Source organism: Syntrophales bacterium (assembly GCA_026417625.1).
Classification (GTDB): domain Bacteria; phylum Desulfobacterota; class Syntrophia; order Syntrophales; family UBA8958; genus JAOACW01.
On sequence record JAOACW010000005.1, the window covers coordinates 100,549 to 117,770 of the forward strand.

14 protein-coding genes are annotated in these 17,222 nt (G+C 43.8%); 6 read left to right on the forward strand and 8 right to left on the reverse strand.

Annotated features, from left to right (window positions below; all coding sequences use genetic code 11):
* Window positions 1-4: 4 nt before the first annotated feature.
* The 7 genes from proB to N2317_05205 all read right to left on the reverse strand — a co-directional run bounded on the left by proB (window position 5) and on the right by N2317_05205 (window position 6,065).
* A complete protein-coding gene (gene proB / locus N2317_05175; GenBank protein ID MCX7816882.1) occupies window positions 5-1,159 on the reverse strand; it encodes a glutamate 5-kinase in 1,155 nt (384 codons plus the stop codon).
* A complete protein-coding gene (gene obgE / locus N2317_05180) occupies window positions 1,152-2,177 on the reverse strand; it encodes a GTPase ObgE (protein MCX7816883.1) in 1,026 nt (341 codons plus the stop codon). The genes proB and obgE overlap by 8 nt, the downstream gene beginning before the upstream one ends.
* A gap of 114 nt (window positions 2,178-2,291) precedes the next feature.
* Window positions 2,292-2,501 carry a cold shock domain-containing protein gene (locus N2317_05185; GenBank protein MCX7816884.1) on the reverse strand — a complete coding sequence of 70 codons (210 nt, stop codon included), beginning with the start codon at window positions 2,499-2,501 and terminating at the stop codon, window positions 2,292-2,294.
* Between the two features lie 34 nt (window positions 2,502-2,535).
* Window positions 2,536-2,793: a 50S ribosomal protein L27 gene (gene rpmA / locus N2317_05190; protein ID MCX7816885.1), complete on the reverse strand. Its 258-nt coding sequence runs from the start codon at window positions 2,791-2,793 to the stop codon at window positions 2,536-2,538.
* A gap of 18 nt (window positions 2,794-2,811) precedes the next feature.
* Window positions 2,812-3,129 carry a 50S ribosomal protein L21 gene (gene rplU / locus N2317_05195; protein MCX7816886.1) on the reverse strand — a complete coding sequence of 106 codons (318 nt, stop codon included), beginning with the start codon at window positions 3,127-3,129 and terminating at the stop codon, window positions 2,812-2,814.
* A 45-nt stretch (window positions 3,130-3,174) separates the two neighbouring features.
* Window positions 3,175-5,676: a TIGR03960 family B12-binding radical SAM protein gene (locus N2317_05200; protein MCX7816887.1), complete on the reverse strand. Its 2,502-nt coding sequence runs from the start codon at window positions 5,674-5,676 to the stop codon at window positions 3,175-3,177.
* A complete protein-coding gene (locus N2317_05205) occupies window positions 5,673-6,065 on the reverse strand; it encodes a hypothetical protein (protein MCX7816888.1) in 393 nt (130 codons plus the stop codon). The genes N2317_05200 and N2317_05205 overlap by 4 nt, the downstream gene beginning before the upstream one ends.
* Before the next feature lie 128 nt (window positions 6,066-6,193).
* Here N2317_05205 and purU point away from each other — a divergent pair, with 128 nt between their 5' ends.
* The 4 genes from purU (at window position 6,194) to N2317_05225 (ending at window position 9,319) form a co-directional block, all read left to right on the forward strand.
* Complete coding sequence (gene purU, locus N2317_05210; protein MCX7816889.1) at window positions 6,194-7,057, forward strand: formyltetrahydrofolate deformylase; 864 nt, start codon at window positions 6,194-6,196, stop codon at window positions 7,055-7,057.
* A gap of 11 nt (window positions 7,058-7,068) precedes the next feature.
* Complete coding sequence (locus tag N2317_05215; protein ID MCX7816890.1) at window positions 7,069-7,887, forward strand: hypothetical protein; 819 nt, start codon at window positions 7,069-7,071, stop codon at window positions 7,885-7,887.
* Between the two features lie 93 nt (window positions 7,888-7,980).
* Entirely contained in the window at window positions 7,981-8,508 is a 528-nt protein-coding gene (hpt, locus tag N2317_05220; protein ID MCX7816891.1) for a hypoxanthine phosphoribosyltransferase, read from the forward strand.
* Between the two features lie 25 nt (window positions 8,509-8,533).
* Window positions 8,534-9,319 carry a zinc-ribbon domain-containing protein gene (locus N2317_05225; protein MCX7816892.1) on the forward strand — a complete coding sequence of 262 codons (786 nt, stop codon included), beginning with the start codon at window positions 8,534-8,536 and terminating at the stop codon, window positions 9,317-9,319.
* Window positions 9,320-9,327: 8 nt separating this feature from the next.
* On the opposite strand, the gene N2317_05230 is transcribed toward N2317_05225, so the two are convergent.
* A complete protein-coding gene (locus N2317_05230; GenBank protein ID MCX7816893.1) occupies window positions 9,328-9,864 on the reverse strand; it encodes an OmpH family outer membrane protein in 537 nt (178 codons plus the stop codon).
* A gap of 183 nt (window positions 9,865-10,047) precedes the next feature.
* Between N2317_05230 and N2317_05235 the strand changes: the two genes are divergently transcribed.
* Together N2317_05235 and N2317_05240 are read left to right on the forward strand one after the other, a co-directional pair.
* Window positions 10,048-11,676, forward strand: coding sequence for a tetratricopeptide repeat protein (locus tag N2317_05235; GenBank protein MCX7816894.1), 1,629 nt, complete (start codon window positions 10,048-10,050; stop codon window positions 11,674-11,676).
* Between the two features lie 30 nt (window positions 11,677-11,706).
* Window positions 11,707-17,211, forward strand: a complete 5,505-nt coding sequence (locus N2317_05240; protein MCX7816895.1) for a FecR domain-containing protein — start codon at window positions 11,707-11,709, stop codon at window positions 17,209-17,211.
* Window positions 17,212-17,222: the final 11 nt, after the last annotated feature.

Sequence of the window (17,222 nt, forward strand, 5' to 3'; positions counted from 1 at the left end):
AGTGTTAGAATTTCCCCGTTTTCCCAGCAACCACCATGTTGTCACGATGAATGATCTCATCGTAATCTTTGTGCCCTAGGACTTGTTCTATCTTAGAAGTCTGGAGACCCATTATTTTGCGGCATTCGTCCGCTGTATAATTCACTAATCCTTTCGCAATTATCCTTCCCTCCCTGTCGACACACAGCACTGGATCTCCTACCCGGAAATCACCTTCTACGCCCACAACGCCGGAAGGCAGAAGGCTTTTCCCTTCCTCAACGATCGCTTTTTTCGCTCCTTCATCCACGTATATCTTTCCTCTGGATCGCAGAGTGTACGCTATCCAGTACTTACGACTGTTTAAAGGTTTTTCTTCTGGAAGGAAAAGGGTTCCCCTCTCCTTACCGGCGAAGAGTTCTCTCAGGATTCCCGGTTCCTTTCCCGGTGCTATAACGTAGGGTATACCGAATGCTGTGACTTTCTTTGCGGCTATGATTTTGCTTTTCATCCCACCTGTTCCTACATCTGAGACCTCTGGAGTAGCGGCTTCTTCAATGTCCTCTGAAATTTCTTTAACGAGATGAATGATTCTTGCTTTTTTCGAATGGGCTGGATTACGATCGTATAACCCTTCTGTATTCGTAAGATTTATCAAAATGTGTGCCTCAACAATATTAGCTATCATCGCTGCCAGTTGATCATTGTCACCAAATTTTATTTCATCCGTTGCCACTGGATCGTTTTCATTTATAATGGGCACCACACCCCAATCGAGGAGTGTAAAGAGAGTATTTCTAATATTTAAGAAACGGCGGCGGTCCATTAAGTCCCCCATCGTGAGAAGTATCTGAGCTACGTACACTCCGTGTTTGCTAAAGGCGTTAGAATACACCCGCATAAGTCTACTCTGCCCAATGGCTGCAGCAGCTTGCTTTTGGGGCATGCTCTTTAACACGCCCACAATCCCCATGCGGTGTTTACCTGAGGCTATGGCACCCGAGGTAACGATGACTATCTGGCAACCCCTTTTCCGCAGAGCCACCATATCGTCCACAAGATGTTCTATGATATCCAGGTCTAAACCATTCGCACCTGTTAACACCGCGCTTCCTATTTTGACGAGGACCCTTTTTACGTTTGCGAATATGTCCTTCCTTGAAGGAATGTTGTTACTCATATCTTCTCCTCTGTGACTTTAATTCCTTAAATTTGGAAAGTATCTCTCTCAATACCAGGTCCACACCTTCTCCGGTGATCGCAGAGAAAGGGAAGACTCTAATACCTTCTTTACCAAAAAAATCAATTACAGCCGGAAGCTTATCTTTCGTTTCCGGAATATCTATCTTACCAATACCTACTACTTGCGGTTTTTTCGCTAGGTTCTCATCATATAGGGAAAGTTCTTTGTTCAGAATTTTATAATTATTCCATGCAGCTTCCTTCGTTATTTGAGATATGTCGATTATGTGGAACAGAATACTTGTTCTTTCTATGTGACGAAGGAACCTAACTCCCATTCCCACTCCGTTATGTGCTCCCTCGAGGATACCTGGTATATCTGCGAATACAAGATCATCTTCGTCATTGAAAGAAACTACCCCTAAATGAGGGGCAAGTGTCGTAAAGGGATAGTCGGCGATTTTAGGCCTAGCTGCTGAGATTCTGGAAAGGAAAGTGGATTTACCAACGTTAGGCAAACCCACGATACCAACGTCAGCTATTAATTTTAACTCTAAGATGAGATCCTTTTCCTCACCAGGTAACCCTGGCTGCGCATAACGGGGAGCCTTGTCTACTGGAGTTGCGAATCGGGCATTTCCCTTGCCACCTAAACCACCTTTAGCCACTATTACAGTTTGGCCATCTTCGGTTAGGTCGGCAATAATCTCACCCGTTGACGCATCTCTGACTATCGTTCCTAAAGGAACGTTTATGACCAGGTCTTCGCCATTGGCCCCAGTTCGCTTGTTTCCCTCACCGTGACCTCCATTTTTGGCAGTGAAATGTTGACGGTATTTGAAGTCCAGAAGTGTATGTTTCGCAGAAGTAGCCCGTATAATAACATCGCCTCCTTTTCCTCCATCGCCACCATCTGGACCTCCCCGGGGAATGTATTTTTCCCGCCTGAAACTCACACATCCGCGGCCACCGTTTCCAGCTTTTACTTTTATTTTAGCTTCGTCAATGAACCTCATAAAAAAAGGCACTTACACAGCTTTAAGTGCCTTCCCTTTCCTCACAGACCCTCTAGAACCCTGCAGATTGGTGTAAGTGAAGAAAATAATGCAACGTATTTTCTTTTTTTTGAGTTAAATCTTCTTAACTTCTACAGCTGATTCCCCCCTCTGATCTTTCTTCACGGAAAACTCCACCCGATCACCTTCCTTCAAAGTACGAAAACCCTCAGCAATAATTGCGGTGTGGTGCACAAAAAGATCTTTTCCAGATTTCCGAGTGATAAAACCGTAACCTTTTTTGTCATTGAACCATTTAACAATACCCTGTTCTCTTTCTGCCATAAAAGCCAGAGCCTCCTTAAAAATTTGGGTAAACTTACGCTTCAGCGTAAACACTAACCTTTTTTCTATTTTTATCCAATCTCTCGTACTTTACAATGCCGTCTATTAGTGCATAGAGTGTAAAGTCTTTACCCATACCCACGTTACGGCCTGGATGTATCTTAGTTCCCAACTGACGTACCAGGATGGCTCCGGCTTTTATCCTCTGTCCACCAAAAACCTTAACCCCCCGGCGCTGGGCATTACTGTCTCTTCCGTTTCTTGAACTTCCCTGGCCTTTCTTATGTGCCATTGTTAGTTACCTCCCGGTTTAAGAAAGTCGGATTTCCCTGATTCTCAACTGCGTCAACCTCTGGCGATGTCCTGTTTTTTTTCGGTACCCCTTACGCCGCTTCATCTTAAACACATAAATTTTGGGACCTTTTATCTGGGCCACGATTTCACTGATCACTTGGGCACCACGGACGTTAGGTGTACCTATAAGATACTCAGAACCGCTTTTGACCATGTAGATCCGGTCAAATATTACTGTATCTCCTTTTCCTCCCTCTATTTTCTCAACAGTTATAATGTCGCCTTCTGAAACCCTATACTGTTTTCCACCTGTTTCAATTACCGCGTAAGACATATCTCCATACCTGAAAAATTTTGAATCAATAGTCTAAAGTAATTATCACCCATTTGTCAATAAGAATTGTGATAAAAAAGTTTCCTCCTTAATAATTTTTGTCATTTTTGCTAAATTTAGTGGAATGTTAAGAACCTGGATCAACACATCAATGGGTCTTACTCCCCCTTCAGGGGTTAAGGCGAGCCGCATATAAACTACTTCTCTTTCTCTATCGATTAACAGTGACTCTACTAAAGGTCGAATGTTCCGCATTTTTTTACTTTCACATTTATCTGTATAACCATGTATAATTTCAAAAATTTGTGCGCCCATAAATTCTGAGACTCTGCGCTCCATATCTTCCCATTGTTCGGCTGGTATTCCCTTTGGTAGCCAACACGAATACTGAAAACCCTTTACAATCGTTGCTGTTTTTGGGGATTTTTCTGGAACTTCCACCATTTCTACAACACTCAAACCTGCAGGCAATGCGGTGTTGATTTTAACTAGCAATTCGGGAAGGGAAATTTCGGGGGGGGAAATGCGGATATCAGCGTATTCACCGCTGCTCTGCATGCCTACGGATGTGGCTGTCGCAAAAGAGATCCGTGGATGGGGGTGGAATCCTTCTGAAAACTGAAAAATTATGCCTGCCCTGCAGAAGGCTCTACAGAGGGCTTGTGATACATCGATGTGAGAAAGAAAGCGTGCCAGACCTTCTTTTGTATATTTTATACGGAAATTCTTTATTTTTCTCGAGATTCGTTTAGGTTCATCTGTTTCCTCTTCTTCCTCTTTTTCTTTAGCCCTAGTGTTATATACCCTGAGGGATGCGCAAACCCCACATGATGTACAATCACTGAAGCGACAGTCGGGTGTCTGTTTGCCCTGATGTGCCATTTGAAGTTCGTCCAAGAGAAACTGTTTCGTAAGACCTGTGTCTATAAATTCCCAAGGAAGGTCAGTATCAATTCGTCTGGGGCCCAAGTAGGATTCCGGTTTGATACCTGCTAGTTCAATTGCTTTTTCCCATAGTGGGAAATTAAGTTGATCACCCCAGGCGTCGAACCGGCATCCTAGGTTGTACGCTTTCTCCACAAGATCGCATAGTTTTTCATCGCCTCTGGAAAAGATACCTTCCAGAAAGCTCATCTCTGGCGAATGCCATTTCACTTTGAACCGTTTAGATCTAAGATATCTCTTCAGAAGATTCAATTTTTCTTTAGACTCATTAAGGGATAGTTGCCGCTCCCACTGAAATGGAGTATGGGGTTTGGGTACAAAGGTGGATATATTCACAGTGATTTCACCTTTTTTACCTATTCGCTGGGTTGCTTTAAAGGCTATGTCTGCTATTCCTTCAATGTCACTCGAGTTTTCTCCTGGCAAACCAATCATGAAATAGAGCTTTACGGATTGCCATCCCGCATCAAAAACTCTTTCGAGTGTTTCCATCAATTCTTCCTCGGTATTACCTTTGTTGATGATCCTCCTTAAACGGTCTGATCCGGCCTCAGGGGCAAGGGTGAAGCTCGTTTTCCTAACCTTCTTTATGCTTTCAACCATGTTTCTTGTCAATGTTTCCACTCTCAGTGAAGGCAATGCGAGAGCAATTCTCCTCTCGTAAAAAAGATCCACCAGCATTGTTAAGAGCTCCTCTATCCTACTGTAATCTCCCGAGCTGAGTGAAAGCAATGATAGCTCGTTGTACCCAGTGGCCATAATTACCTGTTCTGCCATGTTTATGAGAACGGATAGATTTCTTTCCCTTATGGGCCGCCACACCATACCTGCCTGACAGAAACGACAGCCTCTGGTGCACCCGCGGGCGATTTCGAGAACGGCCCTATCGTGGATTGTTCTAATTATGGGTACAACCGGTGAGCTAGGCTCGGCATACACATTCAAATCAGCAATGACCCTCTTTTTGATCAGTTGAGCTCCCTTGTGAATGGAAGGGACGTATACTCCCTCTAGTTCGGAAAGGGCTTTTAGAATGGCCGATCTAGAGAATCTCCTATCCTTTGCTTCTATTACTGTTTTTGCAATTTCCAGTATCACTTCTTCCCCTTCACCTATAACAAATGCATCCACAAAAGAGGACATAGGCATGGGATTGAAAGCACATGGTCCACCGGCAATCACTATGGGGTGCCCGTTGCGCCTATCTTCTGATCTTATGGGAATACCTCCGAGATCAAGCATGGTGAGCACGTTTGTAAAGGAGAGCTCGTATTGGAGGGAAAATCCAATGACATCAAAGGAACTGAGGCTGGTTCCCGATTCAAGTGTATAAAGTGGTACACCCATTTTCCGGAGGTAGCGCTCCATATCAGGCCAAGGTGCGAAGACCCGTTCTGCAATGACGTCGGGTTGGTTATTGAGTAGGGCGTAAAGTATCTGAAGCCCCAAGTGTGACATTCCCACTTCATATACGTCAGGAAAAGCGAGTGCAACACGGAGCCGAATGTGCTTTGAATCTTTTTTTTTCGCATTTACTTCCCCACCGATATAGCGTCCTGGTTTATCGACAAAAGGAAGAATTTCGTTAAGGCTACACTTCATTCTTCTTCCTCTTTGGGTGTGACGTATTTGTACCAGTTTTTCTCAATGTCTCTGTACTGTGCTCTTGCGAAACGCTGTGGGAAGTCCTCTCTTGATAGGTATTGAAGGGTATCTCTTTTGAAGGATTCCAGAAGTTCCTCAAAGACTCTATCTTTGTCTTCGACCTTTACGAATGTGCGTTCTTTACGGTACTCATATAAACCCGTCTGCCCTAAAGTTTTGACGGTCTTTTCGTAATGCTCTTTCTGTAAAAAATACGAGGGCTGGAAAGGTACCTCTATCTGAGCCGCAAGTTCCACCCTATACGTGTCTTCTGCTATTTTTCTGGTGCGATCCCAAATTTCAAGGATAAGCCCGTTAGGAAGAGGAATCCTTTCGTGAAGTTTCATTTAATTACACCCTCCCATTTGTTTTACGTGCCTTTATCATCTTTGGTCTTGACCTGCAATGTCATTCCATCTATAGTCGAGAACCTATTTAAAGCGAAAAAGTTCTTTTTGTCAAAAGGTGAGAGGCGATGGAATCGGCTGATAATGCCAATGCTATACTTCTCCTCTCTTGTCCGGATCGGAAGGGTTTAGTGTACAATATTTCCAATTTCATATACCGGCATAACGGTAATATTGTGCACGCAGCACAACACACCACGGCAAGCAAGATATTTTTCATGCGTGTTGAGTGGGAGTTGAAAGATTTTGCAATACCTCGGGAGGAGATAGGACTAGTCTTTCGCCACGTGGCGAAACAATTAGATATGAGATGGGAACTTCATTTTACAGATGAGGTACAAAAATTAGCAATTTTCGTATCTCGTCATCCTCATTGTCTGTACGACCTTTTGCTCAGACATAGAATGGGAGAGTTTCGTGCTGAGATTCCTGTGGTGATTAGTAATCATCCAGATCTTGAGTCTGTGGTAACTCAATTCGGTTTGAAGTTTTTCTATTTCCCCAAAACTCCGGATAACAAAAGGGAACAGGAAGAAAAAGAGCTAAAGATTCTGCAGGACATGGGAATAGACTTGATCGTTTTGGCCCGTTACATGCAAATCTTTACAAAGGATTTTGTTTCTCGGTACCCAAATAAAATGATAAATATACACCACTCGTTCCTACCGGCTTTTGTGGGCCCCAAACCATACCACCAGGCGTATGAAAGGGGGGTTAAAGTTATCGGGGCTACGAGCCACTATGTGACGGAAAATCTAGACGACGGACCTATTATTGCTCAGGACGTGATAAGGATTAGTCATCGTGATTCTGTGGAAGATATAATGCTGAAAGGAAAGGATCTTGAAAGGATTGTTTTGGCCCGGGCCGTTCGTCTGCACCTGGAACATCGCATCCTTACCTATGGATCAAAGACAATTGTCTTTGAATGAGTTCTTCTAAAATGGAACAAAGTTCATACATTCATCTCTGCCAGCCTGGAAAAGACAAATCCTGTGCAGCTTGTTGTGGTCTTTACAACTATGTGGATAGTTCTCGGGAAGCTTTAACAGAGAGGCTAAAAAATAGAACGAAAATTTTTTCGTCGATAAGGGAGCCTGATCTTGAAGAATTGGCAAAGTTTTCAGCATGCTTACGGTCTTTTGAGGATCAGAGAAGACGGTACGAGGTTATTTACTGTTGCGAGTTTCTTGGGTTTCTGGACGAAGAGATGAAGAGGGTTGGGTGTCTCATTCATCCCTTCCAGAACAAAGGTAAGGATTTGAGAGAAATTTCTTTCTATGGCCGTGAGCTATGTGCAGGTCACTTCTGCCCGAGTTTCCATTATCTGTCCCCATTGGAAAAAAAGGTGGTCGTTGATGTTCTCGACGATTGGTATGTGTACGGTCTTGTCGTTACGGATATAGATTTTGTGAAGGAATTTTTCCGACATCTGAGTGATGCTATCGGAGAAACCCCGAAGGAAGAGGCTTTTCAAGACGACGAGCTGAAGAAGTTAGTTAAAGATTATTTGGAGCTTAAGATAAATTGGCCATTTAGAAGTGAAGATGCGAAGCGATTCGGGCAGTTTTACTTCGATGGTTCACAGTATATGATCAAATTTATAGATTACAAGTCATTGGGATTGGAAAGATCCCGTTTTGACAGGATGTTTCTCTCTCTGTCTTCTGATTTTAGAAGTGCGGAAGATGTCCTTAGGGCTGAAGAAATTATTTCCCATTATATTATCTCTTTTGCTACAACTTACGTAAAGAAGTTTTGAGTTTGATTGACGATGTTTAGAATTTCTGTTGACATAAAATGCATGCTGATTTTTAAAAAGGCATAAGAGTTTTAAGAAAAGGAGGGTTTGATAATGGAGAAGACGCAGAAGGAAATCCTCTACTCACGGGAGGATATAAAAAAACGTGTTGAGGAACTTGCCAGACAGATTAATGCGGATTATAAGGGGAAAGATCCGGTCATCATAGGTATTCTGAAAGGTGCCTTTGTATTCATGGCGGATCTGATTCGTCATCTGGAAATTCCCTGTACAGTGGACTTTATTAGGCTTGCGAGCTATGGCTCAGGATCCATCTCTTCGGGAGAAATAAAGGTTACAAAGGACATAGAGACGGATATAAAGGGTAAAGATGTGCTTGTAGTAGAGGATATCATTGATACGGGTTTAACTCTCCGGTATTTGGTTGATCTTCTCAGAGAAAGGGGACCATCTTCGCTTAAAGTATGTGCCCTTATAGACAAACGTCTCCGTAGACGAGTGGAATTCGAGGCGGATTACGTCGGTTTCACCATGGATGATGGTTTTGTTGTCGGTTATGGTCTCGACTATAATGAACAAGACCGTAGCCTGCCAGATGTCTATATAGTAAAAAATGTGTAGTTACAACCCTAAGTAGGATTTAGTGATGGTAATCGAGTGTGCAAAATGTAAGACGAAGTACCGATTTGATGAAACTCAAGTGGAAGAAAACATTGGTTTCTGGGTTAGGTGTACGCGCTGTGGTGAAGTTTTTTTCCAATTGAGGGATGGTATACCGAACTTTCAAAGAGAAACGATACATCACGAGGAAGAGGGTGGTCTCCAGGGTGATCTGTCTGATATTGAGAATGAGGCCGAAAGGAAGAGAAAAAAGCGCAAAATGTTTTGGCTGGGAATATCAGCTTCTATACTGATAACTTTTTTGGCAATGGGAACTGCGCTGTTTATGTTTTCCACTGAAGTGGAAAATTTAATGCGAGGGATATTACAACCAACTGCTTTTTTGTTTGAACCTCGCACGTCACCGAAGGAGTCTTCTGGTCCATCGCAGATAAGGATTGTAGATTTACAACAGAGGTTTGTGTCCAATGTTTGGATGGGCAACGTGCGGGTTATTGAGGGTATGGCGAGGAATGAGGGTACAACTTCCCTTACGAAGATAAAGGTAAAAGCTGAACTATTTGATGCTGGAGGGGTACGAGTTATGGAGGGTTTCGCCTACTGCGGAAACCTACTCACAGACAAGGAGCTTGGAACTTTAACAGCTGAAGAGATAAACAGAAAGCTATCCAATCCTGCTGGTTCTGATTTTCCCAGTACGAGTGTCGCTCCTCGCTCTGCGATACCTTTTATGATAGTCATATTTGGTGAACCACAAGGAGTAACAACTGCTTATGTTTCGGCTATTGAAGCGGAACGGTTACTGCAGTAATAGACGAACTACCGTTTTCGGCTGTCGTAAATTTTAATGATCCTGTCGGTGATATCAATTGCTTCGTTAGCTGTTACGATAGCACTTCTCTCAAATATTGCTGTAAACTTTTCATTACGTGCAAAGTCCCTTACGATGGTGACAATCTCTTCGAGGAGTTTTCTACTCAACTCCATGTCCCGTCTCCGTAATTCTTCGTCTACATCTTGTTTTAAATAGGTCAATTCCCGTTGGGCCTGCTTGAGTGCTTTTATTTTTTCGTTGCGCTGTGCTTCCTCTTTTCGGGGGTCCAACTTGTTTATTTCTTCTTCGAGATTTTTAATAGCTTTTTCTTTGTTCATCACCTGCGTTCTCTTTTCTTCCAGTTCCTTTTCGAAAGTCGCTCTCGCAGCTTTGGCAGCTTTTGAATCCCTGAGAATTCGTTGTATATCCACAATGCCTATCTTTACGGGACCGATGCTGCTTTGGTCTTTCTGAGCAGCTTTAGCCATGGATAACGGTAGGAGCAGAAAAATGAAAAACAGAGCTAAACTTAACTTCCTCATTGTACACCTCACGTAGTGTCAAAATTTCTCCAAAATGATAGAACTTGACATGGTGGAAAGTTATAGTGTAACGTAGTTCTCAAAATCCATTTGTTTTTTTTCAATGTTCAAATTTAAAAAGGTTAAATCCAACATTAATTCCTCTATCATCATTGCTTTCCAAAGTAAAGAAAGGAATGCCCCATGAAGAAAATCCCCTTTTGTGTTGTGGTATTTACCATCCTGGTATCTTTAACTTTTGTTTTTGTTCCAGCTATGCGCTCTTATGGTCAGGAACAAAGTCCTAGTCTCCGGGAGGGAATCGAACAGTACAGGGAAGGCAGCTACGAAGAAGCGATTGAAATACTTGAGAAAGTCCGTTCGAAAGACCCCACGTCTTCGACGGCAGCGTTCTTTCTGGGACTAGCTTATAAACAAGCTCAGGATTATGCGAAGGCTCTAGTCAATTTTCAGGATGCGGCACAGCTGAAGCCGCGCATAAAAGAGGCTTTTGTAGAGATTATAGACTCCCTGTACCAGCTGAACAGGATAGATGAAGCGAAGAGATGGATACAGATTGCCGAACAAGAAGGTGTGTACCCAGCTCGCGTAGCTTTTCTCAAGGGGCTTGTATTCGCCAAAGAAAACAAAAATCAAGAGGCGATCGAAGCTTTTGAAAAGGCAAAACAGCAAGATCCCTCTCTCAGTCAATCCTGCGATTTTCAAATCGCCATGCTCTACATGAGGGAGAGGAAGCTAGATAAGGCTAAGGAGAGATTGCAGACTGTAATAACCCGTGATCCCCTTTCTGATCTTGCAACCTTTGCGAGGCAATACAAGGATATTGTGGAAAAAAGGATGTATCTCGAGAGACCGCTTCGCTTAACTCTTGGTGTTTTTGGGGGTTACGATACCAATATAGTTACCAAGCCTACAAACGATGTTGTGGCCGGAGACATCACTGATGAAAGGGGACGGGTACTTCAGAGTTATCTCCGCATCGACTACATTCCTGTGCTCAAGGATCCTTGGATTTTAAATGCCTCGTATTCAGCAACATTAAATGTCAATCAGAAACACACCCATTCCCATGATTTCTTCGCTCAGACGTTCTCCCTTTCTCCGGGGATAAATTTCGGTCGTTTTGCTACTAACCTGAATGTTAGTTTCACGAACGTTCTTCTGCGAACGGATCCCGATACTTCGCCTCCACCGGATTCGAACCCCGGTTACAAACGATATTTGGATGATTTTTCAATAGGCCCGATTTTCCGTGTTCTTATCAGAGAGAACCACATTTTGGAAATACACGGGGGTTACGATAAAAAGGAATTCTACAATCAGAAAAAAACGTCATCTCGCACGGACCGCTTCTGGGAAAACAACAGGGATGCCGTGGGTCCAAAAGCTTATTTAAGTTGGATTTGGCTCTTTACTGAGAATGCTTTTCTTAACGTTCGTTACGATTACTCGAAAGATCACGCTGATGGTATGTACTGGGATAACGAGGGACATAGGGTAACGGCAAATCTCATTTTTCCCCTTTTATCCAGGGAGAAGCTGGCACGTTTTGGTCCTTTGAGCATGCAGGTAACAGCGAGTTACCTCTATCAGAGGTATACATATGAGCAACCCTTTCAGGATAACGATGGTTCCTCTAAGTCGGCAAACAGAAAAGACAAAAGTTTCACAGGAAGTATAGGAATCAATTGGGAATTTTACCGTAACACCAGTTTTATTCTTCAGTACACTGGAACAAATTGTAATTCGAATATTCCGGCTAACGATTATCATCGTAATTTGTACACTGCGGGAGTGGAATTAAGATTTTAAAATTATCAAGAAATTAGGAGTTAAAACCCCATGATCAACAAGAAGAGATTTAAAATTGTTGGCCTTATGGTCATATGTTTACTGTTTACCGCAGTTTCATCTTTTGCCCAGACTGTAGGAAGAATCACCTATATCGAGGGCAATGTGGATATTACAAAGCCCGGCAAAGCAGCGGTTCCTGTAAGGCTGGGGGATGGGGTTGATATAGGAGATATCATTCGAACTAAGTTAAAATCAAAGTGCGAGGTTACATTCACTGACGGAAATGTTCTTCGTCTTGCCGAAAATACCCGTATTCGCGTTACAGAATACACGATGGGGAAAGATGGAACCTTGAATCTTTTCCGGGGAAAAATCCACAGTATTGTGAGTGCCACAGGTGTTGTTAAGGGTTCTCGATATGAGGTACATACACCTACGGCAATAGCTGGTGTGAGGGGTACGAACTTTTTCACCTATTTCCAGGCAGGTGTCACAGGTGTCATTTTTAAGGAAGGTCAGGGTTATGGATACAGCTTAAACAGACCTGAAGAGGTGGTAACGATCAAGGCCGGTCAGACTATGATTGTTGTTGATCCGAGTCAGCCGCCTGTATTGAGGGCTGCGACACCTCAAGAAATAGAGAAACATACTCAAGATACAGCCCCTGCTGAAAAGAAAAAAGAGGAAGCTAAGAAAGAGGAAAAAAAAGAGGAAGCACCCTCTGTGAAGAGGGAACAAGCGAAGGAAGAACCTAAAAAAGAGGAAGCGCCGCCGACCACTGCTGAACTAACGCCAGCACCTGCACCGGAAACGCCGGCGACGGAAACTAAGACAGTCACCGCGGTTCAAAAAACAACGCCTCCTCCTACTCAGCCCCTCGTGCCGGTAAAACAGGATACAACCCCCCCTGAAATTACTATCGTGTCAACCCAAGCAGAGCCAACCACTGGTTACAGGTTGTCGAATGTGGATGTTTCCCTCTCCAGTAACGAGGATGCGACGTACTATTACCGTATAGATGGGAGTGATTGGACTGAAACACCTAAAAACTTCACTCTTTCCAATCTGTCAGAGGGTGATCACACTCTGGAAGTCAGAGGTAAGGACGCAGCGGGTAACACGTCTTCTCCGAAGACACGCTCTTTTCACCTGAGCCGTTACGATTTGAGTGGTATGTTTGTTATGAGTGGAAGTAATGTGCAGAACGGTGATGCTACGGGAAAGGTAGCAGGGGTTTCGAACGATAACTGGGGTGGTTGGGGAATAAAAATGGGTGGTTATGGTAACTATCCTACAGATTCTTGGAAAATACAAGCGGGTGGGCAGAGTTATGAGACAACCGCTACGAATGAAGATGGTTACTGGATAGAAACAGTGGATGGGACTACAGATTACAATACCAAAAAACTTAAAGGCACCTCTGACTTTACTTATCTTTCCAAGGATAGACGGGGTTATGGAACAGGAAAGACAGAGGGTTTCTACGAAGAAGCTGGATCCGTTTACCGTTACCAGCTAAATGATTCAGGTAAAGGCAAATATACGGAGATCCCTCTGGTCTTCAGCGGTCTTGTTGACGCAAAGTATCATTACTTCGATGATGAGTCTTCAGAGGTGACCCCGGATGGAGGAAGTAAAAGCATTGTGGGTTCCACTGCGTCACCCTTTGAAAGCGCCACGGAAACTAATGTTTCCGGCAATGATGTCGATCTGTATGTAATGGGTAAATCAGATTCTTACCATCCGGCTACGTGGTGGGGTCGTGTATCGGGGAGTTATGTCGGGAGCACGAAGCTACCTGATGGTTTTGTAGCGAGCAGAACATACGAGGACTTTATGGAGGGGATGCTGCTAAGTCTCTATGTAGACGGTTCAGGGAAGGCGGGCATACTTGAAGGTAAATTCGAAGGTTCTAACTACACAGGCATTTCTATGTTCAAGTCCACAACAGGATCTATAAAGGCCACGTTGAAGGATACAGGATATACGAGCCAGACGACGGAAAAGAACTATATTGAAGGAACCTACTATGGTGATTTTTTACCAAACGCTTATTATATACAAGATGTGGCGCAGGGTTATCTAGGTGCTTACACTGTACGATTGATAAAGGATTCTAAACCAGCTGCGTGGGGAATCTTCAACATGGAGCTTGGAGGTAAGTTCACGAAAGATCCTACGAATAATTGGCGTTTAGAAGCGGGTGGGACCAGTTGGTTAGGAAACGAGGATACAGAATACTGGGTTTCTAGGATCAACGGCAGTCAGTGGTCGTATGACGAGACGAAGGGTTACCGGATAGTGGGTGAATTTTCCGGCGGTCGTTATATAACCGAAAAGTCGCTCGGGGTTATAAAGGGGAAACTCCTTGGGAGTTACGAGATTGGCGATGGTTTTGGAAGCTGGGTGGCTGTTGGAATGGGAACCTTCGAGCGAACCCACGATTTAACAAAAGCACCCAACTTCAGCAGTGTTCTGGAGGAAGGAAATCTTGCCGCTGTGGTTCCTGGAGATTTTTATGTGGGGATGTACAAGAAGCACTACTCACCGGAGGGTATGCCATACGAACACCACACCCTGGAATACGAATATGGGTACTTTAAAGATGGACAGGGTAACACTAAGAAAGGTTTCCGTTCAGAATATAAAGAAACACTGAAAAATGGTGAAGAAGTCGAGGAAGAATGGCATTACTATCACAATCAAACATATGTAAAATGGAATTATGACGCCGAACGTTTTGTGGAAAAGGGAGATGCTCCGAGTAATCTGGACTTGTCCACAGAACCACCAACCTCTAATAATTTCCCTGGTGGTGAAGAGGCTGGATACTATAGTGTTCACAAACAATCATTCCCCACCAATAGTGTTCAACAGGTGGCGAAACTCGACGGTGTTATGGGTGGATTAGGGAACCTCTGGACAGCGAGTAAAGATCAGAAAAAAGGCAACGATGTGAACATTGCCATAATTGGGGAATACAGCTCTGATATAGGTTTACCTGTTATTTACGGTTCTATTATTCAAAGCAAAAGATATTTGGAGGGAGGTATCAGCTACACCACGCCCGATGGTGGGGCGTATTACGGATGGCTTGGAGGAGTCGTGGATGCTCATTCAGCGGACAATATGGAAGGCAAGTTGTATGGGCTATACATTGCCCCTAACGGTTCCGCAGGTTATCTAAAAGGATCCGTTTCTGGGAGAATATACACAGGTATACGCATGTGGGAAGTGGATGGAACCATACATCCCGAGTATGTAAAGGAAACCACCGGTATCGAAGCAAAGGATTTCCTCAATCCATCCAAGGATAACCTGGTAAAGGGGGCAATTGAGGCCCAGATGTCCTTTGGGTCTTTCGAGAACACTGGTTGGATAGGTAAAATGGCAATGGGCTGGGGTGAGTCTCGTTCCATCAAAGGACAGGATTGGGGAATCTTCTACGTCATTCACGGAGTGGATAACTTCTATGAGAATCCGCAGAATAAGAAGAACTTCACCGTTCAGACAGCTGGAGTAGGTGAATTTGGAGCTTTTCAAGATAAATCGGGCAGCTTCGTTCCTGATTACGGTTATTGGGCTGTGCAGGTTAAGGGAATCGTGGATTTAGAAGCGGGGAAGATTTTCGGTGAACTTTCTGAAGGCGAGACAGCTGGAAAATTCCTGACTTATACAAAGGCGGGTATGATTAGCGACTGGCGCATGTTGGGAACTATAACTCCTGATGAAGGTAACAGTACAAAAGGTCGTTGGCAGGCTATCTCTGTGGGAACGTGGGAAGCGGATCAAAGTTTATCTTTCAGTAGTGGAATCGGCGGAAAAACCCTGCCGGAAGTTAGAGAGAGGAAGAGAGGTTATGTAAACTACAATGCTGGATATTCAAGCTTTAGCTACGCCTATGACATCAACCGGGAGAAACCGGAAGGATACGTGTCTAATCAAAAATATGTGGGTCCGGGTGCGCACGAGAGGACTTGGAAGGATTATCACTATAGTGGAGTTAATGATACTCCAATCATTGAAGTATGGACTAAAGCAGCAGACAAACCGGAGGGGCAAGCAACGTATTCGTATGGTGGAACATATACGAAAGATAATATTGACGACAAGATTTATCAAGATATGTACAGTTTTACTGGTAAAACTGCGCCAGATGAGGAGTACCAGGAACACTATTTTCCAGACAGGGGCGGTGATTTTAGAGGCATCATGGGAGGTTATGGAACATCTCTCTGGAGTTCAATGAAGGATAACCCAACGAACCTTGTCTTTCTAGGACTTTACGATAACGAGGAACACAGAAAACGCATAATTTTCAATGGTGAAATCGTAAGTTTTGATCCAAAAGTGACCTTTGATGCTTATTCCAATTCAACTTCGCCCGTTGGTGGCGCTTATTACGGCTTCTTCGGCGGTCTCATTGACGAAAATGTTCGAGATGTAAACGGAGCCGTTTATACCCTCTATGTCGATGATGGTGCCAAGGGATCCACGCAGAGAGCAGGTATCTTGAAGGGCTCATTTTCTGGGAACGTATATCCGCGAACTGTGGAGGCGTTCGAGCAGGGAGGTATATGGGACGCTGAGGGGAGCATATATAAAATTGTAATGAAAGAAGGTACCAATCTCGAACCCTCGCAATTCAATCCTGGAGACCTAATAACCAAGGATAAAGAATACTACAGTGAACACTTTATTTTTAATCACGAGGAAAGGTATTCCACGTTGTCCGATTTTTCAACGAGCGCTTATGCTTCTATTGTTATGAGTGCTTTCATAAAAGGGGATTACTGCTGGGGTATTGTCCAAAACATAGAGGCCGGCACGTACACAGGTACACCTTCAGGCAAAGTTGAATTGGCCAGGAGTGTGGACTGGAAAAACAACCAGGGTGGCCTTAAGATAACTACATCTACTTATTCTGATACTGATTGGAATGTAAATAAAGAGCGGATTTCCGGAACTTTTACAGGGTCAGTAACCCAATGGGAAGAAGCGAAGGTTTATATGATGGGTGGAGATATTCACGGAATGTTCAATCCTTCCATTAAAACATACGAAATGGCCATAACAGGCGGAGTGGTTACGGTGGATAAATTTATGGAACTGGTAGGTTCTGAGACTGGCAGAGAAAACTTAAAATCACTTAATATTCCCACTGTTTTTGTGGGGAAAGATACCTTGAGTGGCAATTACGGTGACCTAACTGTAAATATGAATAACGTTTCCTTCTATGCATATTCCACTGGACAGTCACCCCGCATTTGGGCGACCAACGATGTTAATGGGACATTCACTCAAGCTCCTCAAACAGGAACCATTGTTCCGTTACAAGGTTCTGTCCTTGAGGCCCAGTTTAATATACAAAAGTGGGATGGGAGTAAGTGGGGCGCAAAAGTTATGGGACAAACACAATCAGGCAAGAACTTAGGTGGTTACGAGATTAAGTTCACTGGTGGTGCGGCAGGCACAATTAATCAGCAGGCTGGTACCTTTTCTGGAACGGCGGCGGGTATATCTGTCCCGAAGAGTGGCAGTAGCGGACAGTAGAAGTAAAATTC